The following is a 17010-nucleotide window of genomic DNA, read 5'->3' as shown; positions in this document are numbered from 1 at the left end:
GGGCTTTTCCTAGCAGCGCGGGGGTGAACCCGCGCTGACATGGTCGTGATTACTGGTTGTTCTGGCGTCCGAGGAAGCGGGGGATGTTGAGGCCGCCGGAGCTGCTGTCATCGCCATCCTCGTCGTCATCGTCCTCGTCGGAACTGCTTGCACCGCGCGAGAGGTTGGCCATGCGCTCGAACAGCGTGTTGCCGGGAAGCGACGATGCGCCGCCACCGCCTGCTGCGCCGCCCCCTGCGCTTCCGCCGGCACCACCGCCCGCATCCGCGCCGTCGTCATCGCCGCCCAGCACCGGACGCTTGCGGCCCGGCTTGGTCGCCAGCGGGCTTTCGCCGGAGACAGGCTCGTCATCCAGCGAGAACTCGTCCTGCGAGCTGTCGGCGGGCTCGGCCATGTCGCCCGAAAGGTCCAGCGTCGGACGTTCGTCGCCAAAGCCGCCTTCGCCAGCAGCGCCGCCGAATTCGGTGTCCTCGGCCGGCGGCGGGACGCCATCGTCCTCGCCGGCATCGAAACGTTCGGTGTGTTCGTTACGCAGGCCCGCGAGCGGATCGACGATCTCGTCCACGTCGTCGTAGTCGTCCTCTTCCGCATCATCCGAAGCAGATGTCGCGGGCGAGAGGCCGAAGGACGTTTCCGGTTCGTCTTCAACGGCTTCGTCGGTGAGGTCGAACGCATCGTCGCTGGCCACTTCCGGCTCGGGCTCGGGAGCCTGATAAGGTTCCGGTTCGGGCGCCTGGAACGGTTCCGGCTCCGGCTCGGCGGCGAGGCCTTCGTTGAGCTCGAACGGCTCGTCCTCGGTTACCGTCTCGCTGGGGAGGTCGAGGATCGGCCGCTTGGGCGCGCTGCTTTCGCGCATCGAGAATGCTCGCGGCGCCGCGGCTGCGGGAACACCGTCGCCCTCGATGCCCGTGGCAACCACCGAGACACGGATCTTGCCTTCCAGGTCGGGGTTGAAGGCGCTGCCCCAGATGATGTTGGCGTCTTCGTCGACCAGCTCGCGGATGTGGTTCGCCGCTTCGTCGACTTCGAGCAGCTTCATGTCTTCGCCGCCGATGATCGAGATGATCACGCCCTTGGCGCCGGTCATGGAAACGCCGTCGAGCAGCGGATTGGCAATGGCGCGTTCGGCGGCTTCGAGAGCGCGGTTGTCGCCCTCGCCTTCGCCGGTGCCCATCATCGCCTTGCCCATCTCGCTCATCACGCTGCGCACGTCGGCGAAGTCGAGGTTGATGAGGCCAGGCATGACCATGAGGTCCGTGATCGAACGTACGCCCTGCTGGAGCACTTCGTCGGCCAGCTGGAAGGCTTCCTTGAAGGTGGTTTCCGCCTTGGCGACCAGGAACAGGTTCTGGTTGGGAATGACGATCAGCGTATCGACGTGCTTCTGCAGCTCTTCGATGCCGGCTTCTGCGGCGCGCATGCGGCGCGTGCCTTCGAACAGGAAGGGCTTGGTCACGACACCAACGGTCAGCACGCCCTTCTTGCGCGCGGCTTCGGCGATCACGGGGGCCGCGCCGGTACCGGTGCCACCGCCCATGCCGGCGGCGATGAAGACCATGTTCACATTATCGAGCGCGTCTTCGATTTCCTCGACCGTTTCCTCGGCCGCAGCCTTGCCCACTTCGGGGCGCGCGCCCGCACCCAGGCCGCCGGTGATGTCGGGTCCCAGCTGGATGCGTTTTTCGGACGGGGAACTGCTCAGCGCCTGCGCGTCGGTGTTGGCGACGATGAAGTCGACGCCTTCGATCTCGGCCTCCATCATGTTGGCGATGGCGTTGCCGCCCGCGCCGCCGACGCCCACGACCATGATCTTGGGACGAAGATCGTCGTCCGATGCTGGTCCGATATTGATGCTCATCAAGAGTCCCCGTGTAAACGTAAGTCGCCCTGCGGGCTTTATGTCACAAGTCTGGCACAAAGCGAATCGCTCGCGCCGGCATAATCCGCCTTATCCACAAGGGCTAAACGCGCGATTCCGCCGCGCATCAAGCCTCAGAAGTATTCGCGCACCGCTTGAAACACACGGTTCACCAGACCCACGCCGCGATAGCGCTTGGTGGGCTGGTAGCGCGGCCCGACCGAGCGGATATCGGCCGGATCGTCGGCGGCGTAGAGACACAGACCCGCCAGCGTTGCAAAGCCCGGTGTGGCGTGCGCTTCGGGCAGGCCCTGAAGCGCCGGCGGCTTGCCAATGCGCACCGGGCGGCCCAGCGCGCCTTGCATGAATTCGGCGATCCCGTGGAGCTCCGCCCCCCCGCCGGTGAGGACGACCTGGCCGCCCTGCGCGCCCGAAAAGCCCATCGATTTGAGTGCCTTGCCAATTTCGGCCGTAACAACGCCCAAGCGGTCGGTGACGATGGCAACCAGCTCGGCCCGGGCAATGCGGTTCTGTTCGTCCGCCCCGCGCGCCAGCCTGCCGCCGGGCTCTTCGCCGGGGGCGTTGACGGGGATCATCTCGCGGTGGTCGGTAGGTGTGGCGATGGCCGAACCGGCAACGCATTTGAGGCGCTCGGCCTGGCTGCGGCGAATGCCCAGCGAGGAGGCTATCGCATCGGTGATATCGTTGGACCCGACGGGAATGGATTTGAGGCCCAGCAACATGCCCGCGGCATGAACCGAGACATTGGTGACCTGCGCGCCGATTTCCACAAGCGCTACGCCGAGATCGCGTTCCTCGCCCGTCAGGCAGGCGTAAGCGGCCGCCAGCGGGCTCGCGACAACGCCTTCGACGTCGAGGTGAGCGGTCTGGACCGCCTCGATCAGGTTCCTGACCGGCGCGCCCTCGGCAAGCGTCACATGGACATCGACGCCCAGCGCCTCGGCGTGGAGGCCCTTGGGGTTGGCCACGCCATGCGCGCCGTCGAGCGTGTAGTGCGCCGGCTGCGCGTGCAGCACCATGCGCCCGTCCGGGTGCAGGTGATCGCGCGCCGCATAAAGCAGGTGCTCGATATCGTCTTCTTCGATGCGCCGTCCGCCGATGGCGATCTCGACGCTCGAGATCTTGCTGGAAAGTCCAGCGCCCGCACAGCCGATCCACACGCTTTGGACCGAAGTGTTGGCGTTGGCCTCCGCCTTCTCGACTGCGGTGCGGATCGCGTGGCTGGCAGCGCGCATGTCGGTGACATAGCCGCGCTTGATCCCGTCGCTCGCCCGGTGGCTGGAGCCGAGCACGACCATCTCGCCGCCTTCGGCCTCGCCCATGATCATGGCGGATACGCGGAAGGACCCGACGTTCACCGCACCGAACACGCGGGTGATGCGAGGCTGCGGCCCGGCCATTACTGCGCCCGTCCGTTAAGCGCGACCTGCTTGGGGCACGGCCCGTCTTCGCAGCGCAGGTAAGCCCGGTCGGGCACGCGCATGTCGATCGCGATGGGCTTGCCGCCGATCAGACGGTGCATCCCGTCGAGCTGGGCGAACTTGACCAGCGCCGGCGCGCCGAGATCGCCTTCGGGAAGCGCCAGCAGCTGGCCGGTCTTGAAGGTGAGGTTCCAGCGCCGGTTGCCGACCCATTCGGCAGAGGCGATCTGCGGCTTCAGCGCAGGCGCTGCGTCGAGCAGCTTGCCCAGTTCCTGCACCTGGCGCGCTGCGCCCGGCCCCTCGATCAACAGCTTGCCCTCGGCATCCTTGGCGCTGATCGGCTCGAGCTCGTTGCCCTCGGGATCGATCAGCATCAACCGGTCGGGCTTGCGCAGCACCGCATGCGGCACGCGCTCGACGATATCGATCTTGAGCGTATCGGGGAGCTGGCGCGACACGCGCGCATCGGCGACCCAGGACAATTCCAGCAGCCGCTCGCGCACATCGCCAAGCTCGACCAGCGGCATCGGCCGGTCCTGTTCAGCCAGAACGCGCTCGTAGACGAGCTGCTCGTTCATCCGCTCAACGCCGGACACCTGCACCCGGCTGACCTCGAACCCCGAGCGCGAGGCGGACTTGGCCAGCTCGCTTCGCGCCAATTCGGGCACGCCTGCAAAGCTGGCAATGGTCCAGGCAACGGCCAGGCCAGCGGCGACAATCACGAACAGGAAAAACTTGTGCCACTGCTCCTCGGTGAAGGGCAGCGCCGCCATGGCGCGGTCGAGCAGGCCGCTGGTGTGCCGCTTGGCCGCGCGCGCCTTCTGGCTGCGGTTGCGCGCTGCAGCGGACCGCCGCACGCCGGTAGGCTTGCGCGAGACCTTAGCCATCTGTGCCGTCCGATTTGGAGGTATGGTGACGCATTGCCGCTGCCACCACCAGTTCGCACAGCTCGCCGTATTCGATACCCGCGTGCCGCGCCTGTTCGGGCACCAGGCTGAGCGGGGTCATGCCCGGCTGGGTGTTGGTTTCGAGCACGAACAAGCCATCTTCGCCCTGCTCCTCGTCCCAGCGAAAATCGGTCCGGCTGGTGCCGCGGCAGCCAAGAACCTTGTGCGCCTTGAGCGCGTATTCGTGGCACAACGCCGCGATCCGATCGGGGATGTCGGCCGGGCAGATATGGTCGGTCATGCCGTCGGTGTATTTGGCGTCGAAATCGTAAAAGCCGCTCTTGGGCTTCAGCTCGGTAACCGCGAGCGAACGCGGTCCGTCTTCGAAATCGACCACCGCCGTCGTCATCTCGCGGCCCTTGATATAGGGCTCGGCCAGAAGCTCGGCAAACTCCTGCCACGGCCCCTTGGCATCGCGCGCAATCGGATTGCCGTAATTGCCCTCGTCGGTAACGATGGCGACGCCGACGGAACTGCCTTCGTTTACCGGCTTAAGGACATAGGGGCGCGGCAGGGGATCACGCGCGTAGAGATCGGCGCTTTTCACGATCCGGCCGCCCGGCATGGGGATGCCATGCGGCACCAGCGCCTGTTTGGTGAGCTGCTTGTCGATCGCGATAACCGAGGTTGCGAGGCCGGAATGCGTATAGGGGACGCCCATCAGGTCGAGCATGCCCTGCACCGTACCATCCTCGCCCGGAACGCCGTGCAGCGCGTTGAAGACGACATCGGGTGCGACTTCCGCAATGCGCGCGGCGACTTGCCGGTCCATGTCGATGCGCGTGACCTTGTGCCCGCGTTCCTCGAGCGCCTTGGCGACGCCCTCGCCAGACATGAGGCTCACGGGTCGTTCGTTGGCCCAGCCACCCATGAGCACGGCCATGTGAAGTTTCGTTTCGAGCGTCACGGCCGTCCCACCCGCTGGATTTCCCATTCGAGCTCGACGCCCGAGTTTTCATAGACGCGGCGTTTCACCTCCTCACCAAGCTGTTCGATGTCGGCGCTGGTGGCCTCATCGATATTGAGAAGGAAGTTGGTGTGCTTCTCGCTCACTTGCGCCCCGCCCAGCTTGAGGCCGCGGCAGCCGGCCGCATCGACAAGCTCCCAGGCCTTCTTGCCCGGCGGGTTCTTGAAGGTCGATCCGCCCGTGCGCGTGCGCAGCGGCTGCGATTTTTCCCGTGCTTCGCCAATCGAGTCCATCTTGGCGCCGATGACTTCCGGATCGCCCGGTTCGCCCTGGAAACGCGCGCGCACCACGACCGCGCCTTCGGGCAAGGCCGAGTGGCGGTAGGTGTACTGAAGGTCCGCAGCCGGAAGCGTCACATATTCGCCGCCCGGCAAGACCACGTCGCAATCGATCAGCACGTCGCTGACCTCGCGGCCATAGGCGCCGCCGTTCATACGCACGAAGCCGCCGACGGTGCCGGGGATGCCGCGCATGAATTCGACACCGGCAATGCCCGCATCGCGCGCGGTCGAGGCAACCAGAATGCCGTGCGCGCCTGCGCCGCAGGTCAGCGTGCAATCGTCCGAATAGGTGATCCGCGCGAATGGCTTGCCCAGCTTCACCACAACGCCCGGCACGCCGCCGTCGCGCACGATCAGATTGGAGCCAAGGCCCAGCGCCATGACAGGCAAGTCCCCGCCGAGCCGTTCGAGGAAGAGTTTCAGATCGTCGAGATCGGCCGGCTCGAACAGCCAGTCGGCCCGGCCACCGGCCTTGAACCAGACGAGCTTTGCGAGCGGCGCATCCGCCGTCAGCTTGCCGCGCAGGCCCTGTATTTCGACGGGCGCAGCGATGCCGCCCTCGACTTCGCAGTCGGGCGCCATGCCGCTGTCCCAGTTCCAGGCGTCTCCGGGCTGGTCGAGATCGCTCATGACGTGGTCGCCTTGGCAATGCCGTTCTGAAGGCCAGCTGCCCATTGGGTTATGTCGCCCGCGCCGAGGCATACGACGAAGTCGCCCGCGCGCAGTTCCTGCGCAAGGACGCTGGCGAGTTCGCCTTCGTCAGCGACGGTGCGCGCTGCGCGGTGGCCGCGCGCCTTGAGGCCCGCCACGAGTGCATCGGCGTCGACGCCCTCGATCGGGTCCTCGCCCGCGGCATAGACCGGGGTCACGAAGACCTCGTCGGCCGCGTTGAAGCAGCTCTGGAAGTCGTCCATCAAATCGCGCAGGCGGGTGTAGCGGTGTGGCTGGACGACCGCGATCACGCGGCCTTCGCCTGCGCTTTCGCGCGCTGCGCCCAGCACGGCTTTGATCTCGACCGGGTGGTGGCCGTAATCGTCGATGATGGTCGCCACGCCCTCGCCGCTCGGCACTTCGCCAACCTTGGTGAAGCGGCGGCGGACCCCGCCAAAGGCGGAGAAGCCGTTGCAGATGACCTCGTCCGGGCAGCCCATCTCGATCGCCACCGCAATCGCGGCGAGCGCGTTCTGGACGTTGTGACGGCCGGGCATCGGCAGGCGCACGCCTTCGATACGTCGATCTTCCTGGCCGCGGCGGCGCACTATCACGTCGAAGCAGTTGCCGCCCGCATCGGGCCGCACATTCACCCCGCAGATATCGGCCTGCAGGTTGAAACCATAGGTCACGACATTGCGGTCGCGCACCTTGCCGATCACCGCCTGCACTTCCTCGTGGTCGATGCACAGCACCGCCGCGCCGTAGAAGGGCACGTTGTGGATGAACTCGACGAAGGCGTCCTTCACCCCGTCGAAATCGCCGTAGTGATCGAGGTGTTCGGGATCGATGTTGGTGACCACCGCGATGGTCCCGTCGAGGCGCAGGAAGCTGCCGTCGCTTTCGTCGGCTTCGACCACCATCCACTCGCTGTCGCCGAGGCGCGCGTTCGAACCGTATTGCTCGATGATGCCGCCGTTGATGACCGTGGGGTCGATCTTGCCTGCATCGAGCAGCGCGGCGATCATGCTGGTCGTGGTCGTCTTGCCATGCGTACCCGCGACCGCGACGGTCGACTTGAGGCGCATAAGCTCGGCCAGCATTTCCGCGCGCCGCACCACGGGAATGCGGTTTTCCAGCGCATAAGCGACCTCGGGATTGGTGCGCTTCACAGCGGTCGAGGTGACGACCACGGCTGCGCCTTCGACGTTCTCCGGCGCATGACCGATCGCCACGGTGATGCCGCGCTTGCGCAGCCGCTCGACCGTCGGGCTTTCCTTCATGTCCGAACCTTGGACCGAATAGCCGAGGTTGTTCATCACCTCGGCAATGCCAGACATGCCGATGCCGCCGATGCCGACGAAATGGATCGTGCCGATGTCTGTGGGAACGCCCCTCATTCCGCCCGCTCCTTTGCCGCGCCCTGTCCGGCAGGAGCCCCCTGCGATGCGGCGCGCGCGTTGTTTCCGCCCACCTTGATGACATCCATCATGTCCGCCCCGCCGAAGCTTTCGACGAGGTCGGCAAGGTCCTCGACCGCCCTGGGCCGGCCGCAATTCCACGCTGCATGGGCGGCCTTGGCGAGCCCTTGCGGGTTTTCCGCGAGCGCCTTGATCTGCTTGGCCAGCTCCTTGCCGGTGAACTTTTCCTGCCGGACCATGCGCGCCCCACCCGCCTTGGCGAGCTCGCGCGCGTTGGCGGCCTGGTGGTCGTCGGTCGCGATTGGCAGCGGAATGAGGATTGCCGGGCGGCCTACTGCTGTCAGCTCGGCAATGGTCGAGGCGCCTGCGCGGCCGATGAACAGGTGCGCATCGGCGAGACGCGCGGCCATGTCCTCGAAATAGGTCGCGAGTTCGGCCGGGATGCCGTGGACGCGGTAGCGTTCGCGCACCGCGTCGAGATCTTCCGGACGGCACTGCTGGGTCACCTGCAAGCGCTCGCGCAGCGCGGGCGGAAGCATCGAGAGGCCATCGGGCACGACTTCGGACAGCACCCGCGCGCCCTGGCTGCCGCCGGTGACGAGAACGCGCAGCAGGCCTTCTTCGGTGAAAGCTGGGAAGGGTTCGTCGCGCAGGGAAAGCACGCCCGCGCGCACTGGATTGCCGACAAGGTGGGTCTTTTCCGCGTGCTTCGCGTCGAGCCGCTCGACTTCCGGATAAGCCGTCGCGATGGCCTGCACACGGCCGGCGAACAGGCGGTTCACCCGGCCGAGCACGGCGTTCTGTTCGTGCACGATGGTCGGCACGCCCGCGCTGGTTGCCGCGAGGATCGCGGGCAGCGAGGGGTAGCCGCCAAAGCCGACCACCGCGCTCGGCTCGAAGCTTTCGAACAGGCGCAGCGCCATGCGGCGCCCTTCCAGCACGGCCTTGCCGCCCTTGATCCAGGTCAGCGGGTTCTTGCCGAAGCGGCCCGCAGGAATGACATGGGCGGGCAGGAAATCGGGCTTGCCGGGGATTTCTGCCCCGCGTGCGTCGGTAATCAGCGCAACATGGTGCCCGCGCCGCTCCAGCTCGGTGGCCAGCGCAAAGGCGGGCAACAGGTGGCCGCCGGTACCTCCGGCTGCAAGGACATAGTGACGGCTGCTGGCCCCGGTCATGGTTGAATCTCCCGGCGCGGGGAACCCGTGTTCTCGTTCATCGGGGCCGTCTGCCCGATGCCGAGGCGGTCGCCAAGTCCCCTGGTCCGGCTTTTCAGGAACGGATTGCGCCGCGTGACCGCCAGCAACAGGCCGACCGTGATACAGATCGCGATGGTCGAGGACCCGCCATAGCTCACCAGCGGCAGCGTCATGCCCTTCGATGGGAAGAGCTGCAGGTTGACGAGGATGTTGATGAAGGCCTGCCCGCCCAGCAGCGCGGTCAGCCCCGCGCCCGCAAGGAGAGCGAACAGGTCGTCCTCGTCGATCAGGCGCATCAGCACGCGCACGACGATGGCGAGGTAGAGGAGCACGATCATCGCGCAGGCGATGAGGCCGAACTCCTCCCCGATAACCGAGAAGATGTAGTCCGTATGCGCTTCGGGCAGGCTCATCTTGCGAATGCCGAGGCCGTAGCCCGCGCCGGTCCATCCGCCGGCAAGCAGCGTGCGGCTGGCAAGGTCGACCTGGTCGTAGGCCGTGCCGCCGCCAAGGAAGGCGTCGATGCGGTGGCGCGCGTTGTCGTAAAGGAAATAGGTCGCCGTCAGGCCCACGATGCCGCCACCGACCACGGCGCCCAGGCGCTTCACGTCGACGCCCGAGAGCACGACCATCACGAACCACACGCCGGCAAACAGGATCGTGCCGCCGAAGTTGGGCTGCATCATCAAAAGCGCGGCGATCAGCGCGAGGTAGGCGGTGGCGATGCCCAGCACCGGAAGGTTTGGATCGCGCAGGCGCCAGCTCAGCACCCAGGCCAGCGCAATGGCGTAGCCGGGCTTCAGGAATTCGGACGGCTGGAATTGCATGCCAAGGTTGATCCAGCGCCGCGCGCCGTTGATCTCCACCCCGATCAGCGGGACGAGGAACAGCAGGCCCGTCATCCCCGCGGCCAGCAACAGGGCAAGCCTGCGGGCGTTCTCGCGCGTGAGCATCGAGATGCCGAGTAGCGTGCCGATGGCCAGCACCTGCCAGGCGAGGTGTCGGTAGAAGAAATAGAGCGGGTCCAGCGTGATGCTGGCGGTCGACAGGCGGCTGGCGGTTGCAGGGCTGGCGGCGGCAACGGCAATGGTGCCAAGGCTCATCAGCAACAGCACAAGCAGCAGCAGCACGCGGTCGATCTCGCGCCACCAGATCTTGAGTTCCGACCAACGCGAAAGCTTGCCCTTGGGCATATGCGCCGGGGCGCGCTTGCCGGGGACGTAAGGCTGCACGGTGCTCATGCCAGCGCCTCCACCAGCGCGCGGAAATGCTCGCCGCGCTTCTCGAAGTCAGGATACTGGTCAAAGCTCGCGCAGGCGGGCGAGAGGAGGACGGTATCGCCCGCTTCGGCCTTGGCTGCCGCAGCACTCACCGCACGGTCGAGCGTTTCGCACTGTTCCACCGGGACGCGGCCGTCCAGCAGGGCTGCAAAGTCCGGCCCTGCCTTGCCGATGGTGTAGGCGGCTTTCACGTGCGGCAGTTCGGCCTCGCACTCGCCCAGACCCGGCTCCTTGGCGAGCCCGCCGAGTATCCAGTGGATGTTGTCGAAGGCCGCCAGCGCGGGAGCGGAGGCGGCGGTGTTCGTGCCCTTGCTGTCGTTGACGTAAGCAACGCCGGAGATTTCCGCGACACGCTCCATGCGGTGCGGGAGGCCTCGGTAGGTACGAAGAGCGTCCCGTACCCGATCCTTCTTTACCCCGAGTGCGTCCGCCACTGCCATTGCAGCTTCAGCATTCTGCCAGTTATGTGGCCCCTTCAGAGACGGCCATTCGTTCATGCCGCTAAGCGTGCCCTCTAGGCAGAACTTCTTCGACGTGGTTCGAAGCCATAGATCCTCGACACTTCCAACCACCGAATCCGTCATGATCGCCAAGCTGCTGGCTGACTGCATTTCGAACAACCGAGCCTTTGCAGCAGCATACTTCGCGAAATCCCCATCGTACCGATCGAGATGATCCGGCGTGATGTTCAGCAGCACCGCCACGTCGCAGTCGAGCGAGTAGGTCAGGTCGATCTGGTAGCTCGACAGCTCCAGCACATAGACCCCGCCATCCGGAAGCGGCTCCTGTTCGAGGATCGGAAGGCCGATATTGCCGCCCATGGTGGTCGGCACGCCTGCGGTCTTGAGGATGTGATGGACCAGCGCGGTGGTGGTCGACTTGCCATTGGTACCGGTGATGCCGACGACCTTGTGCGGCGGCAGCTCCGCCCTCGCCTGCGCGAAGAGTTCGATGTCGCCGATCACCGGCACGCCGAAGCTGTCGGCATGCGGCTTGATCGGGTGGGTGTTGAGCGGCACGCCCGGGCTGACGACCACGCCCGCATAGCCGGTCAGGTCTGCTTCCAGCGGATCGCCGATGGCACAGCGTCCGGCGTAAGGCTCGCGGGCCTCGGCGCGGTCGTCCCACACCAGCACATCCGCGCCCGCCGCCAGCAGCGCCTCGACCGTCGCCCGGCCGGACCGCGCGAGGCCGAGCACCGCGTATCTTCTGTCCTTCCAGGCGGGTGAGGTGATCATCGTAGCTTGAGCGTCGCGAGCCCCATGAGTGCGAGCACGATGGACACGATCCAGAACCGGATCACCACCTTGCTCTCCGACCAGCCAAGCTGTTCGAAATGGTGGTGGATCGGCGCCATGCGGAAGACGCGGCGACCGGTGCGCTTGAACCAGAAGACCTGGATGATGACCGAAAGCGCCTCGAACACGAACAGACCGCCGACTATGGCGAGGACGACCTCGTGGTGCGTCGCCACGGCAATCGCGCCCAGCGCCCCGCCGAGAGCCAGCGACCCCGTGTCACCCATGAAGACAGCAGCCGGCGGCGCGTTGAACCACAGGAAGGCAAGCCCCGCCCCCATGATCGCCGCGCAGAAGATCGCGAGCTCGCCCGCGCCTTCGACATGCGGAATGCCGAGATAGGTCGAAAAGTCGACGCGGCCGACGAGGTAGGCGATCAGCGCGAAGGTGCCCGCCGCAATGATCACCGGCATGGTGGCAAGGCCATCGAGCCCGTCGGTGAGGTTCACCGCGTTGCCCGCGCCCACGATCACAATGGCGGCGAAGACGTAGTAGAAATAGCTCAGCTCGAGCCCGAGGTTGTTGAAGAAGGGCACGTAGAGGAAGGTGTTGATCTGGCTGACGATGATGTAGCTTGCGACGCCCGCCACGATGAATTCCATCAGCAGTCGAACTTTTGCCGATACGCCCTTGTGGCTCGCCTTGGAGACCTTGTCGTAATCATCAAGGAAGCCGATCAGCCCGAAGCCCAGCGTCACCGCCAGACAGGCCCAGATAAATGGGTTCGACAGGTCCATCCACAAGAGCACCGACAGCGTCAGGCTGATGAGGATCATGAGCCCGCCCATGGTCGGGGTGCCGCGCTTGGCGAGGTGGGTCTGCGGCCCGTCTTCGCGGATCGGCTGGCCCTTGCCCTGGCGCACGCGCAGCATGTCGATGAAGCGCGGGCCGATCAGCATGCCGATGATCAGCGCGGTCATCAGCGTCGCGCCCGCGCGGAACGTCTGGTAGCGCACGAGGTTGAAGACGCCTTCGAAGTTCAACCATTCGGCGAGGTGGTAAAGCAAATCCGGCCTCTCGTCGCGTCAGGTGACGCGGGTGAAGTGTTCCACGAGCCGCCCCAGGCCGACCGAGTTGGAGCCTTTGACCAGCACGGCGTCGCCTGCGACGACACCGAAGGTTTCGAGCAGCTCGATCGCCTCTTCGGCACTCTCGCAATGCGCGTAGGCAAGCGGCTTGCCAAGCGCAGAGTTCTGCGGTTTCCCCAGCTCCTGCGCGAGGGCGCGCATCTCGTCGCCCACCAGCACCGCATAGTCGACATCGGCCTCGGCAATCGGCTCGGCAAGCGCGGCGTGGAACTTGGGCGCGAAATCGCCCAGCTCCTTCATCGCGCCCAGCACCGCGATGCGGCGGGTCGAGGGGGTCTGGCCCAGCTGCGCGAGCGTGGCGCGCATGCTGGCAGGGTTGGCGTTGTAGCTTTCATCGATCAGCAGCGCCTTGCCGCCCGGCGCCTCGATCCCGTGGCGCGCGCCGCGCCCCTTGAGGCCGCCCATCTCGGCCAGCGCCAGCCCGGCTGCGGCCATATCGCCGCCCGCCGCGCGCACTGCCGCCATGACAGCAAGCGAATTGACCACCCAGTGTTCGCCCGGCTCGGCCACCGTGTAGCACAGGCGCCCTTCGGAAAACTCGCAGGTCACCAGGCTGCCGCCGTTGGCGCTTGGAATAGCGTCGAGCAGGCGGACGTCCGCAAAGCGCGCGGTGCCGAAGCTGACGATGTTGGCACCCAGTTTCTCGGCCGCTTCGCGCAGTTGCTCGTAATGCGGGGTGTCAGTCGGAATGACGGCGGTGCCGCCCGGTTCGAGGCCCATGAAGATTTCGGCCTTGGCGTCAGCGATGGCCTCCATGCTGCCGAGGTTCTCGATATGCGCGGGCGCGATGGTGGTGATGACCGCGACATGCGGGCGGACCTGCGTGGTAAGACCTTCGATCTCGCCCGCGTGGTTCATGCCCATTTCGAAGATGCCGAAACGGCTGCGCGCCGGCATGCGCGCCAGACTCAGCGGCACGCCGACATGGTTGTTGTAGCTGCGCGTGGACCGGTGCGCCGCGCCGCGGCTGGCGCGTTCGAGCGATGCAAAGATGGCTTCCTTGACGCCGGTCTTGCCGACCGATCCGGTCACGCCGATGATCTTGGCCTCGACCCGGTTGCGAGCTGCGCGGGCCAGCGCCTTCAGCGCTTCAGTGGTGTCCTCGACGAGGATATGCGGCCAGTCGACCGGGCGATCGACGATCGCACCGGCTGCGCCATTGGCGAAGGCCTTGTCGAGGAAGCGGTGGCCGTCCATCGCCTCGCCCTTCAGCGCAATGAAGAGATCGCCGTTGACCACGTCGCGGCTGTCCATTTCGACACCGGCGGCCTGGAAATCATGGCTTGCGGTTCCGCCCACGGCCTCGGCAATGGCCTTCGCGTCCCACAGGGTCAGCGGCAGGCGGTCGCGCGGGTCGGCGGGCCATTCGAGATAGGCCGGATGGCGCAAGATGGCGGCGCTCATGCCTCACCTCGTGCAATTTGAGCCGCGCATTCGCGCGCAACCTCGACGTCGTCGAAGGGCAGGACCTTCATATTCTCTCCCGATCCGATGATCTGACCCGTTTCGTGTCCCTTGCCGGCGACGAGCACGATGTCGTTCTCGCCCGCTTCGGCAATGGCAGCGTGGATCGCTTCGCGGCGCCCACCCACTTCGCGCGCTCCCGGCGCGCCTTCAAGCACCTGGCGGCGGATATCCGCAGCATCCTCGCCGCGCGGATTGTCGTCGGTGACAATGACAAGATCGCTGGCCTTGGCCGCCGCCTCGCCCATGGGCGCGCGCTTGCCGTGATCGCGGTCCCCGCCTGCGCCGAAAACGGTGATGAGCCGGCCCGAGACATGCGGGCGTAGCGCGGCAATCGCCGCTTCCAGCGCGTCGGGCGTGTGCGCGTAATCGATATAGACCGGAGCGCCCGAGGGGGCGATGACCGCGCGTTCGAGCCGCCCGCGAACCGGCTGGAGGCGGGCTACCCCGTCCCACACCTGGCCAGCGTCGACACCCGTCGCCAGCGCGAGGCCTGCCGAGACCAGCGCGTTCGAAACCTGGTAGGCACCGATCAGGGGCAGGTTGATGGTCCGGCTCGTCCCTGCGTGCTCGACCGTCAGCGACTGGCCGAGCTGGGTCGGCTCGCGCTTGGTCAGGCGGATGGCATCGCCCTGCTCGCCCACGGTCATGATGGTGAGGCCGCGCTTCTCGGCGTGTTCGACAACGCGCGCGTTCCAGCCACTCTCGCCCGAACCCATCCAGATAACTGCCGTTGCGCCGTCTGCCACGACCTCGTCGAAGAGGCGCATCTTGGCGGCGAAATAGTCTTCCATGTCGACGTGGTAATCGAGGTGGTCGCGGCTGAAGTTGGTGAAACCGGCGGCCTCGACCGCCACCCCCTCGTTGCGAAACTGGGAAAGGCCGTGGCTCGATGCCTCGTAGGCCACATGGGTCACGCCTTCGCGCGCCAGCCCGCTGAGGTTCGACAGGAAGGTGACGATGTCGGGCGTCGTCAGGCCGGTGGAAACGCTTTCGTCGGGCGTGGTCACACCCAGCGTGCCGATGCTGGCCGCGCGCTCGCCCGCCATACGCCAGATCTGGCGCGTCATTTCGACACAGGATGTCTTTCCATTGGTCCCAGTGACCGCGACGATGTGCTCGGGGACGGGCGTGAAGAACTGCGCGGCAAGCGCGGCAAAGGCGCGGCGCGGGGTGGCATCCGCGATGTGGATCGCGCCCTCGACCTTTGCCTCCGGCCGGGCGACGACAGCGACGGCACCGCTTTCGATGGCGGCGGGAATGAAGTCCTCGCCGTTGACCTGTGCGCCCTGGAACGCGCCGAAGACGGTGCCGGGGGCAACCTTGCGGTTGTCGATCGCAAAGCCGCTCACCGTGGCATCACCGTCGCACGAAAGGCCAGCGGCCGCGCAAAGCTTGGCGAGGGTCACTTGCGCGCCTCCGGGATCAGCGGGGTGATGTCGGATATATCGATGTCTCGCGTGTCGTCCGGGCGCACGCCGATCAGCGGGCCGATACGCGGCACAAGGCGGCCGACGATCGGCGCAGCGTTCCAGGCCGCGGTCCGCTGGTAGGAGCTGGCGAGCGTCCCGCGCGGCTCGTCGAGCATGGCGATGACGACATAGCGCGGGCGATCCATCGGGAAAGCCGCGGCAAAGGTCGATACGAGCGCCGTGCGGCGATAGCCTGCGCTGCCTCCCGGCTTCTCGGCCGAGCCGGTCTTGCCGCCCACGCGGTAACCCGGCGCGTCGGCGTTCTTGCCGGTGCCGTAAATCGCGATGGCGCGCAGGATCTGGCGCATGCGGCTGGAGGTCGAGGCCTTGAACACGCGGCGGCCCTTGGGCGCTTCACCGGGGCCGAGCTTGCGCAGGGTTGCCGGACGCCAGATACCACCGTTGACCATGGCGGCGTAGGCGCTGGCGAGGTGCAGCGGGGTAACGGCAATGCCGTGGCCGTAGCCCACGGTCATGTTGCGCAGGCGCGGCCACTTGTCGCCCGGCCAGATCGGGAAGCCCTTGGCCGGCAGCTCGATATAGGGCCGCTCGTTCATACCGAGATCTATCATCGTGCGGCGCATGCGTTCCGGGCCCAGCTCGTCGGCGACGCGCGCGGTCACGGTGTTGGACGAATGGATCAGCGTCTCGACCACGTTGAGGTCGGCGCCCATGTCGTGGCTGTCCTTGATGCTGAAGCGTCCGACCTTGACCGGGCTTGCATCCCAGCGCCGGCCGAGGTTGCGCACCACGCCCGCGTCGATGGCAGCGGCAACCGACAGCGGCTTGAAGGTCGAGCCGAGTTCGTAGACCTGGTTGGTCACGCGGTTGAACATCAGGCTCTGTCCGCGCGCGTCGATCTTGTTGGGGTCGAATTCGGGCAGCGAGGCCAGCGCCAGCACTTCGCCCGTATCCACGTCGAGCACGATGCCCGCCCCGCCCTGCGCCTGCACCAGCTTCATGCCGCGGCGCAGCTCGTCCTCCAGCGCGCCTTGCACGCGGCTGTCGATCGACAATGCCACCGGCGTGCCGCGGGTGGCGGGGTTGGAAAGCTGCGCGTCGAGCACCTGCTCCATGCCGACCCGGCCCTTGCCGTCGGCCGCGACATAGCCAAGCACGTGCGCCGCCATCGACCCTTGCGGGTAATGGCGGTCGTTCTCCATCGGCATTTCCAGCGCGAGCTCGCCGATGTCCTGCACCCTGTTCGCTTCTTCCGGCAGCACGCGGCGACGGATGTAGCCCTGCTTGCTCGAGGCGAGTTGGACGGCGACATTCTCTTCGTCGAGATCGGGGAAAATCGCCTTGAGCTTGGCGGAAACCGTGGCCGGGTCACGCACCAGAGGCGCGCCGTCTTCGCCCAGCGCCTTGGGGTTGAACCACAGGGCGTAGGCGGGAAACGCGCGCGCCAGCGGCACGCCGTTGCGATCGGTGATCTCGCCGCGCGGGGGCAGCAACGCCTCTTCAAGCGAGGTGCCGCGAAGGCCGTGGTCGGACATGCCGAGATAGGCGATGCGCACCAGCGCGAGCAGCGCGACAAAGGCGAAGCCGAGGACGATCCACAACACACGCCAGCGGGCAAGCGTGAGCGAGCGCTGGCGAATGGTGACAAGCTGGACCCGGCCCGAGGCCACCGCCATGCTTACTG

At 66.5% G+C, this 17010-nt stretch carries 13 protein-coding genes; all 13 read right to left on the bottom strand.

Features of this window, described 5'->3' with window-relative positions; genetic code table 11:
• Positions 1–49: 49 nt before the first annotated feature.
• A complete protein-coding gene (ftsZ, locus tag KUV82_RS04980) occupies positions 50–1858 on the bottom strand; it encodes a cell division protein FtsZ (protein ID WP_219955786.1) in 1809 nt (602 codons plus the stop codon).
• Between the two features lie 134 nt (positions 1859–1992).
• A complete protein-coding gene (ftsA, locus tag KUV82_RS04975) occupies positions 1993–3279 on the bottom strand; it encodes a cell division protein FtsA (protein ID WP_219955785.1) in 1287 nt (428 codons plus the stop codon).
• The gene (locus KUV82_RS04970) at positions 3279–4187 is read right to left on the bottom strand and encodes a cell division protein FtsQ/DivIB (RefSeq protein WP_219955784.1); all 909 of its coding nucleotides are present in this window, start codon (positions 4185–4187) and stop codon (positions 3279–3281) included. The genes ftsA and KUV82_RS04970 overlap by 1 nt, the downstream gene beginning before the upstream one ends.
• On the bottom strand, positions 4180–5130 hold the full coding sequence (locus KUV82_RS04965) for a D-alanine--D-alanine ligase (protein WP_375541237.1): 951 nt from the start codon (positions 5128–5130) through the stop codon (positions 4180–4182). Before KUV82_RS04965 ends, KUV82_RS04970 begins: the two co-directional genes overlap by 8 nt.
• 20 nt (positions 5131–5150) lie before the next feature.
• Positions 5151–6077, bottom strand: a complete 927-nt coding sequence (gene murB, locus KUV82_RS04960; protein WP_258319881.1) for a UDP-N-acetylmuramate dehydrogenase — start codon at positions 6075–6077, stop codon at positions 5151–5153.
• 44 nt (positions 6078–6121) lie between these two features.
• Entirely contained in the window at positions 6122–7546 is a 1425-nt protein-coding gene (gene murC, locus KUV82_RS04955) for a UDP-N-acetylmuramate--L-alanine ligase (protein ID WP_219955781.1), read from the bottom strand.
• A complete protein-coding gene (gene murG, locus KUV82_RS04950; protein ID WP_219955780.1) occupies positions 7543–8742 on the bottom strand; it encodes an undecaprenyldiphospho-muramoylpentapeptide beta-N-acetylglucosaminyltransferase in 1200 nt (399 codons plus the stop codon). Before murG ends, murC begins: the two co-directional genes overlap by 4 nt.
• Positions 8739–10004, bottom strand: a complete 1266-nt coding sequence (locus KUV82_RS04945; protein WP_219955779.1) for an FtsW/RodA/SpoVE family cell cycle protein — start codon at positions 10002–10004, stop codon at positions 8739–8741. Before KUV82_RS04945 ends, murG begins: the two co-directional genes overlap by 4 nt.
• Positions 10001–11281 carry a UDP-N-acetylmuramoyl-L-alanine--D-glutamate ligase gene (gene murD, locus KUV82_RS04940; RefSeq protein WP_219955778.1) on the bottom strand — a complete coding sequence of 427 codons (1281 nt, stop codon included), beginning with the start codon at positions 11279–11281 and terminating at the stop codon, positions 10001–10003. Before murD ends, KUV82_RS04945 begins: the two co-directional genes overlap by 4 nt.
• Positions 11278–12348, bottom strand: a complete 1071-nt coding sequence (mraY, locus tag KUV82_RS04935) for a phospho-N-acetylmuramoyl-pentapeptide-transferase (RefSeq protein WP_219955777.1) — start codon at positions 12346–12348, stop codon at positions 11278–11280. Before mraY ends, murD begins: the two co-directional genes overlap by 4 nt.
• Before the next feature lie 18 nt (positions 12349–12366).
• Positions 12367–13833, bottom strand: a complete 1467-nt coding sequence (locus KUV82_RS04930) for a UDP-N-acetylmuramoyl-tripeptide--D-alanyl-D-alanine ligase (protein ID WP_219955776.1) — start codon at positions 13831–13833, stop codon at positions 12367–12369.
• Positions 13830–15302, bottom strand: coding sequence for a UDP-N-acetylmuramoyl-L-alanyl-D-glutamate--2,6-diaminopimelate ligase (locus tag KUV82_RS04925; RefSeq protein ID WP_219955775.1), 1473 nt, complete (start codon positions 15300–15302; stop codon positions 13830–13832). The genes KUV82_RS04930 and KUV82_RS04925 overlap by 4 nt, the downstream gene beginning before the upstream one ends.
• On the bottom strand, positions 15299–17002 hold the full coding sequence (locus KUV82_RS04920; RefSeq protein WP_219956215.1) for a peptidoglycan D,D-transpeptidase FtsI family protein: 1704 nt from the start codon (positions 17000–17002) through the stop codon (positions 15299–15301). Before KUV82_RS04920 ends, KUV82_RS04925 begins: the two co-directional genes overlap by 4 nt.
• Between the last annotated feature and the right edge of the window lie 8 nt (positions 17003–17010).

Origin of the sequence: Qipengyuania flava (genome assembly GCF_019448255.1) — a bacterium.
In the GTDB taxonomy this organism is placed as follows: domain Bacteria; phylum Pseudomonadota; class Alphaproteobacteria; order Sphingomonadales; family Sphingomonadaceae; genus Qipengyuania; species Qipengyuania flava_A.
Note: the sequence above shows the minus strand (reverse complement) of the source record. Positions and strands in the feature narration are given on the sequence as shown.

Excerpts from the sequence above, each read along its gene's own strand:
- ftsZ (WP_219955786.1), bottom strand. The coding sequence starts at position 1,858 with ATGAGCATCAATATCGGACCAGCATCGGACGACGATCTTCGTCCCAAG.
- ftsA (WP_219955785.1), bottom strand. The coding sequence starts at position 3,279 with ATGGCCGGGCCGCAGCCTCGCATCACCCGCGTGTTCGGTGCGGTGAAC.
- KUV82_RS04970 (WP_219955784.1), bottom strand. The coding sequence starts at position 4,187 with ATGGCTAAGGTCTCGCGCAAGCCTACCGGCGTGCGGCGGTCCGCTGCA.
- KUV82_RS04965 (WP_375541237.1), bottom strand. The coding sequence starts at position 5,130 with ATGGCCGTGCTCATGGGTGGCTGGGCCAACGAACGACCCGTGAGCCTC.
- murB (WP_258319881.1), bottom strand. The coding sequence starts at position 6,077 with ATGGCGCCCGACTGCGAAGTCGAGGGCGGCATCGCTGCGCCCGTCGAA.
- murC (WP_219955781.1), bottom strand. The coding sequence starts at position 7,546 with ATGAGGGGCGTTCCCACAGACATCGGCACGATCCATTTCGTCGGCATC.
- murG (WP_219955780.1), bottom strand. The coding sequence starts at position 8,742 with ATGACCGGGGCCAGCAGCCGTCACTATGTCCTTGCAGCCGGAGGTACC.
- KUV82_RS04945 (WP_219955779.1), bottom strand. The coding sequence starts at position 10,004 with ATGAGCACCGTGCAGCCTTACGTCCCCGGCAAGCGCGCCCCGGCGCAT.
- murD (WP_219955778.1), bottom strand. The coding sequence starts at position 11,281 with ATGATCACCTCACCCGCCTGGAAGGACAGAAGATACGCGGTGCTCGGC.
- KUV82_RS04930 (WP_219955776.1), bottom strand. The coding sequence starts at position 13,833 with ATGAGCGCCGCCATCTTGCGCCATCCGGCCTATCTCGAATGGCCCGCC.
- KUV82_RS04920 (WP_219956215.1), bottom strand. The coding sequence starts at position 17,002 with ATGGCGGTGGCCTCGGGCCGGGTCCAGCTTGTCACCATTCGCCAGCGC.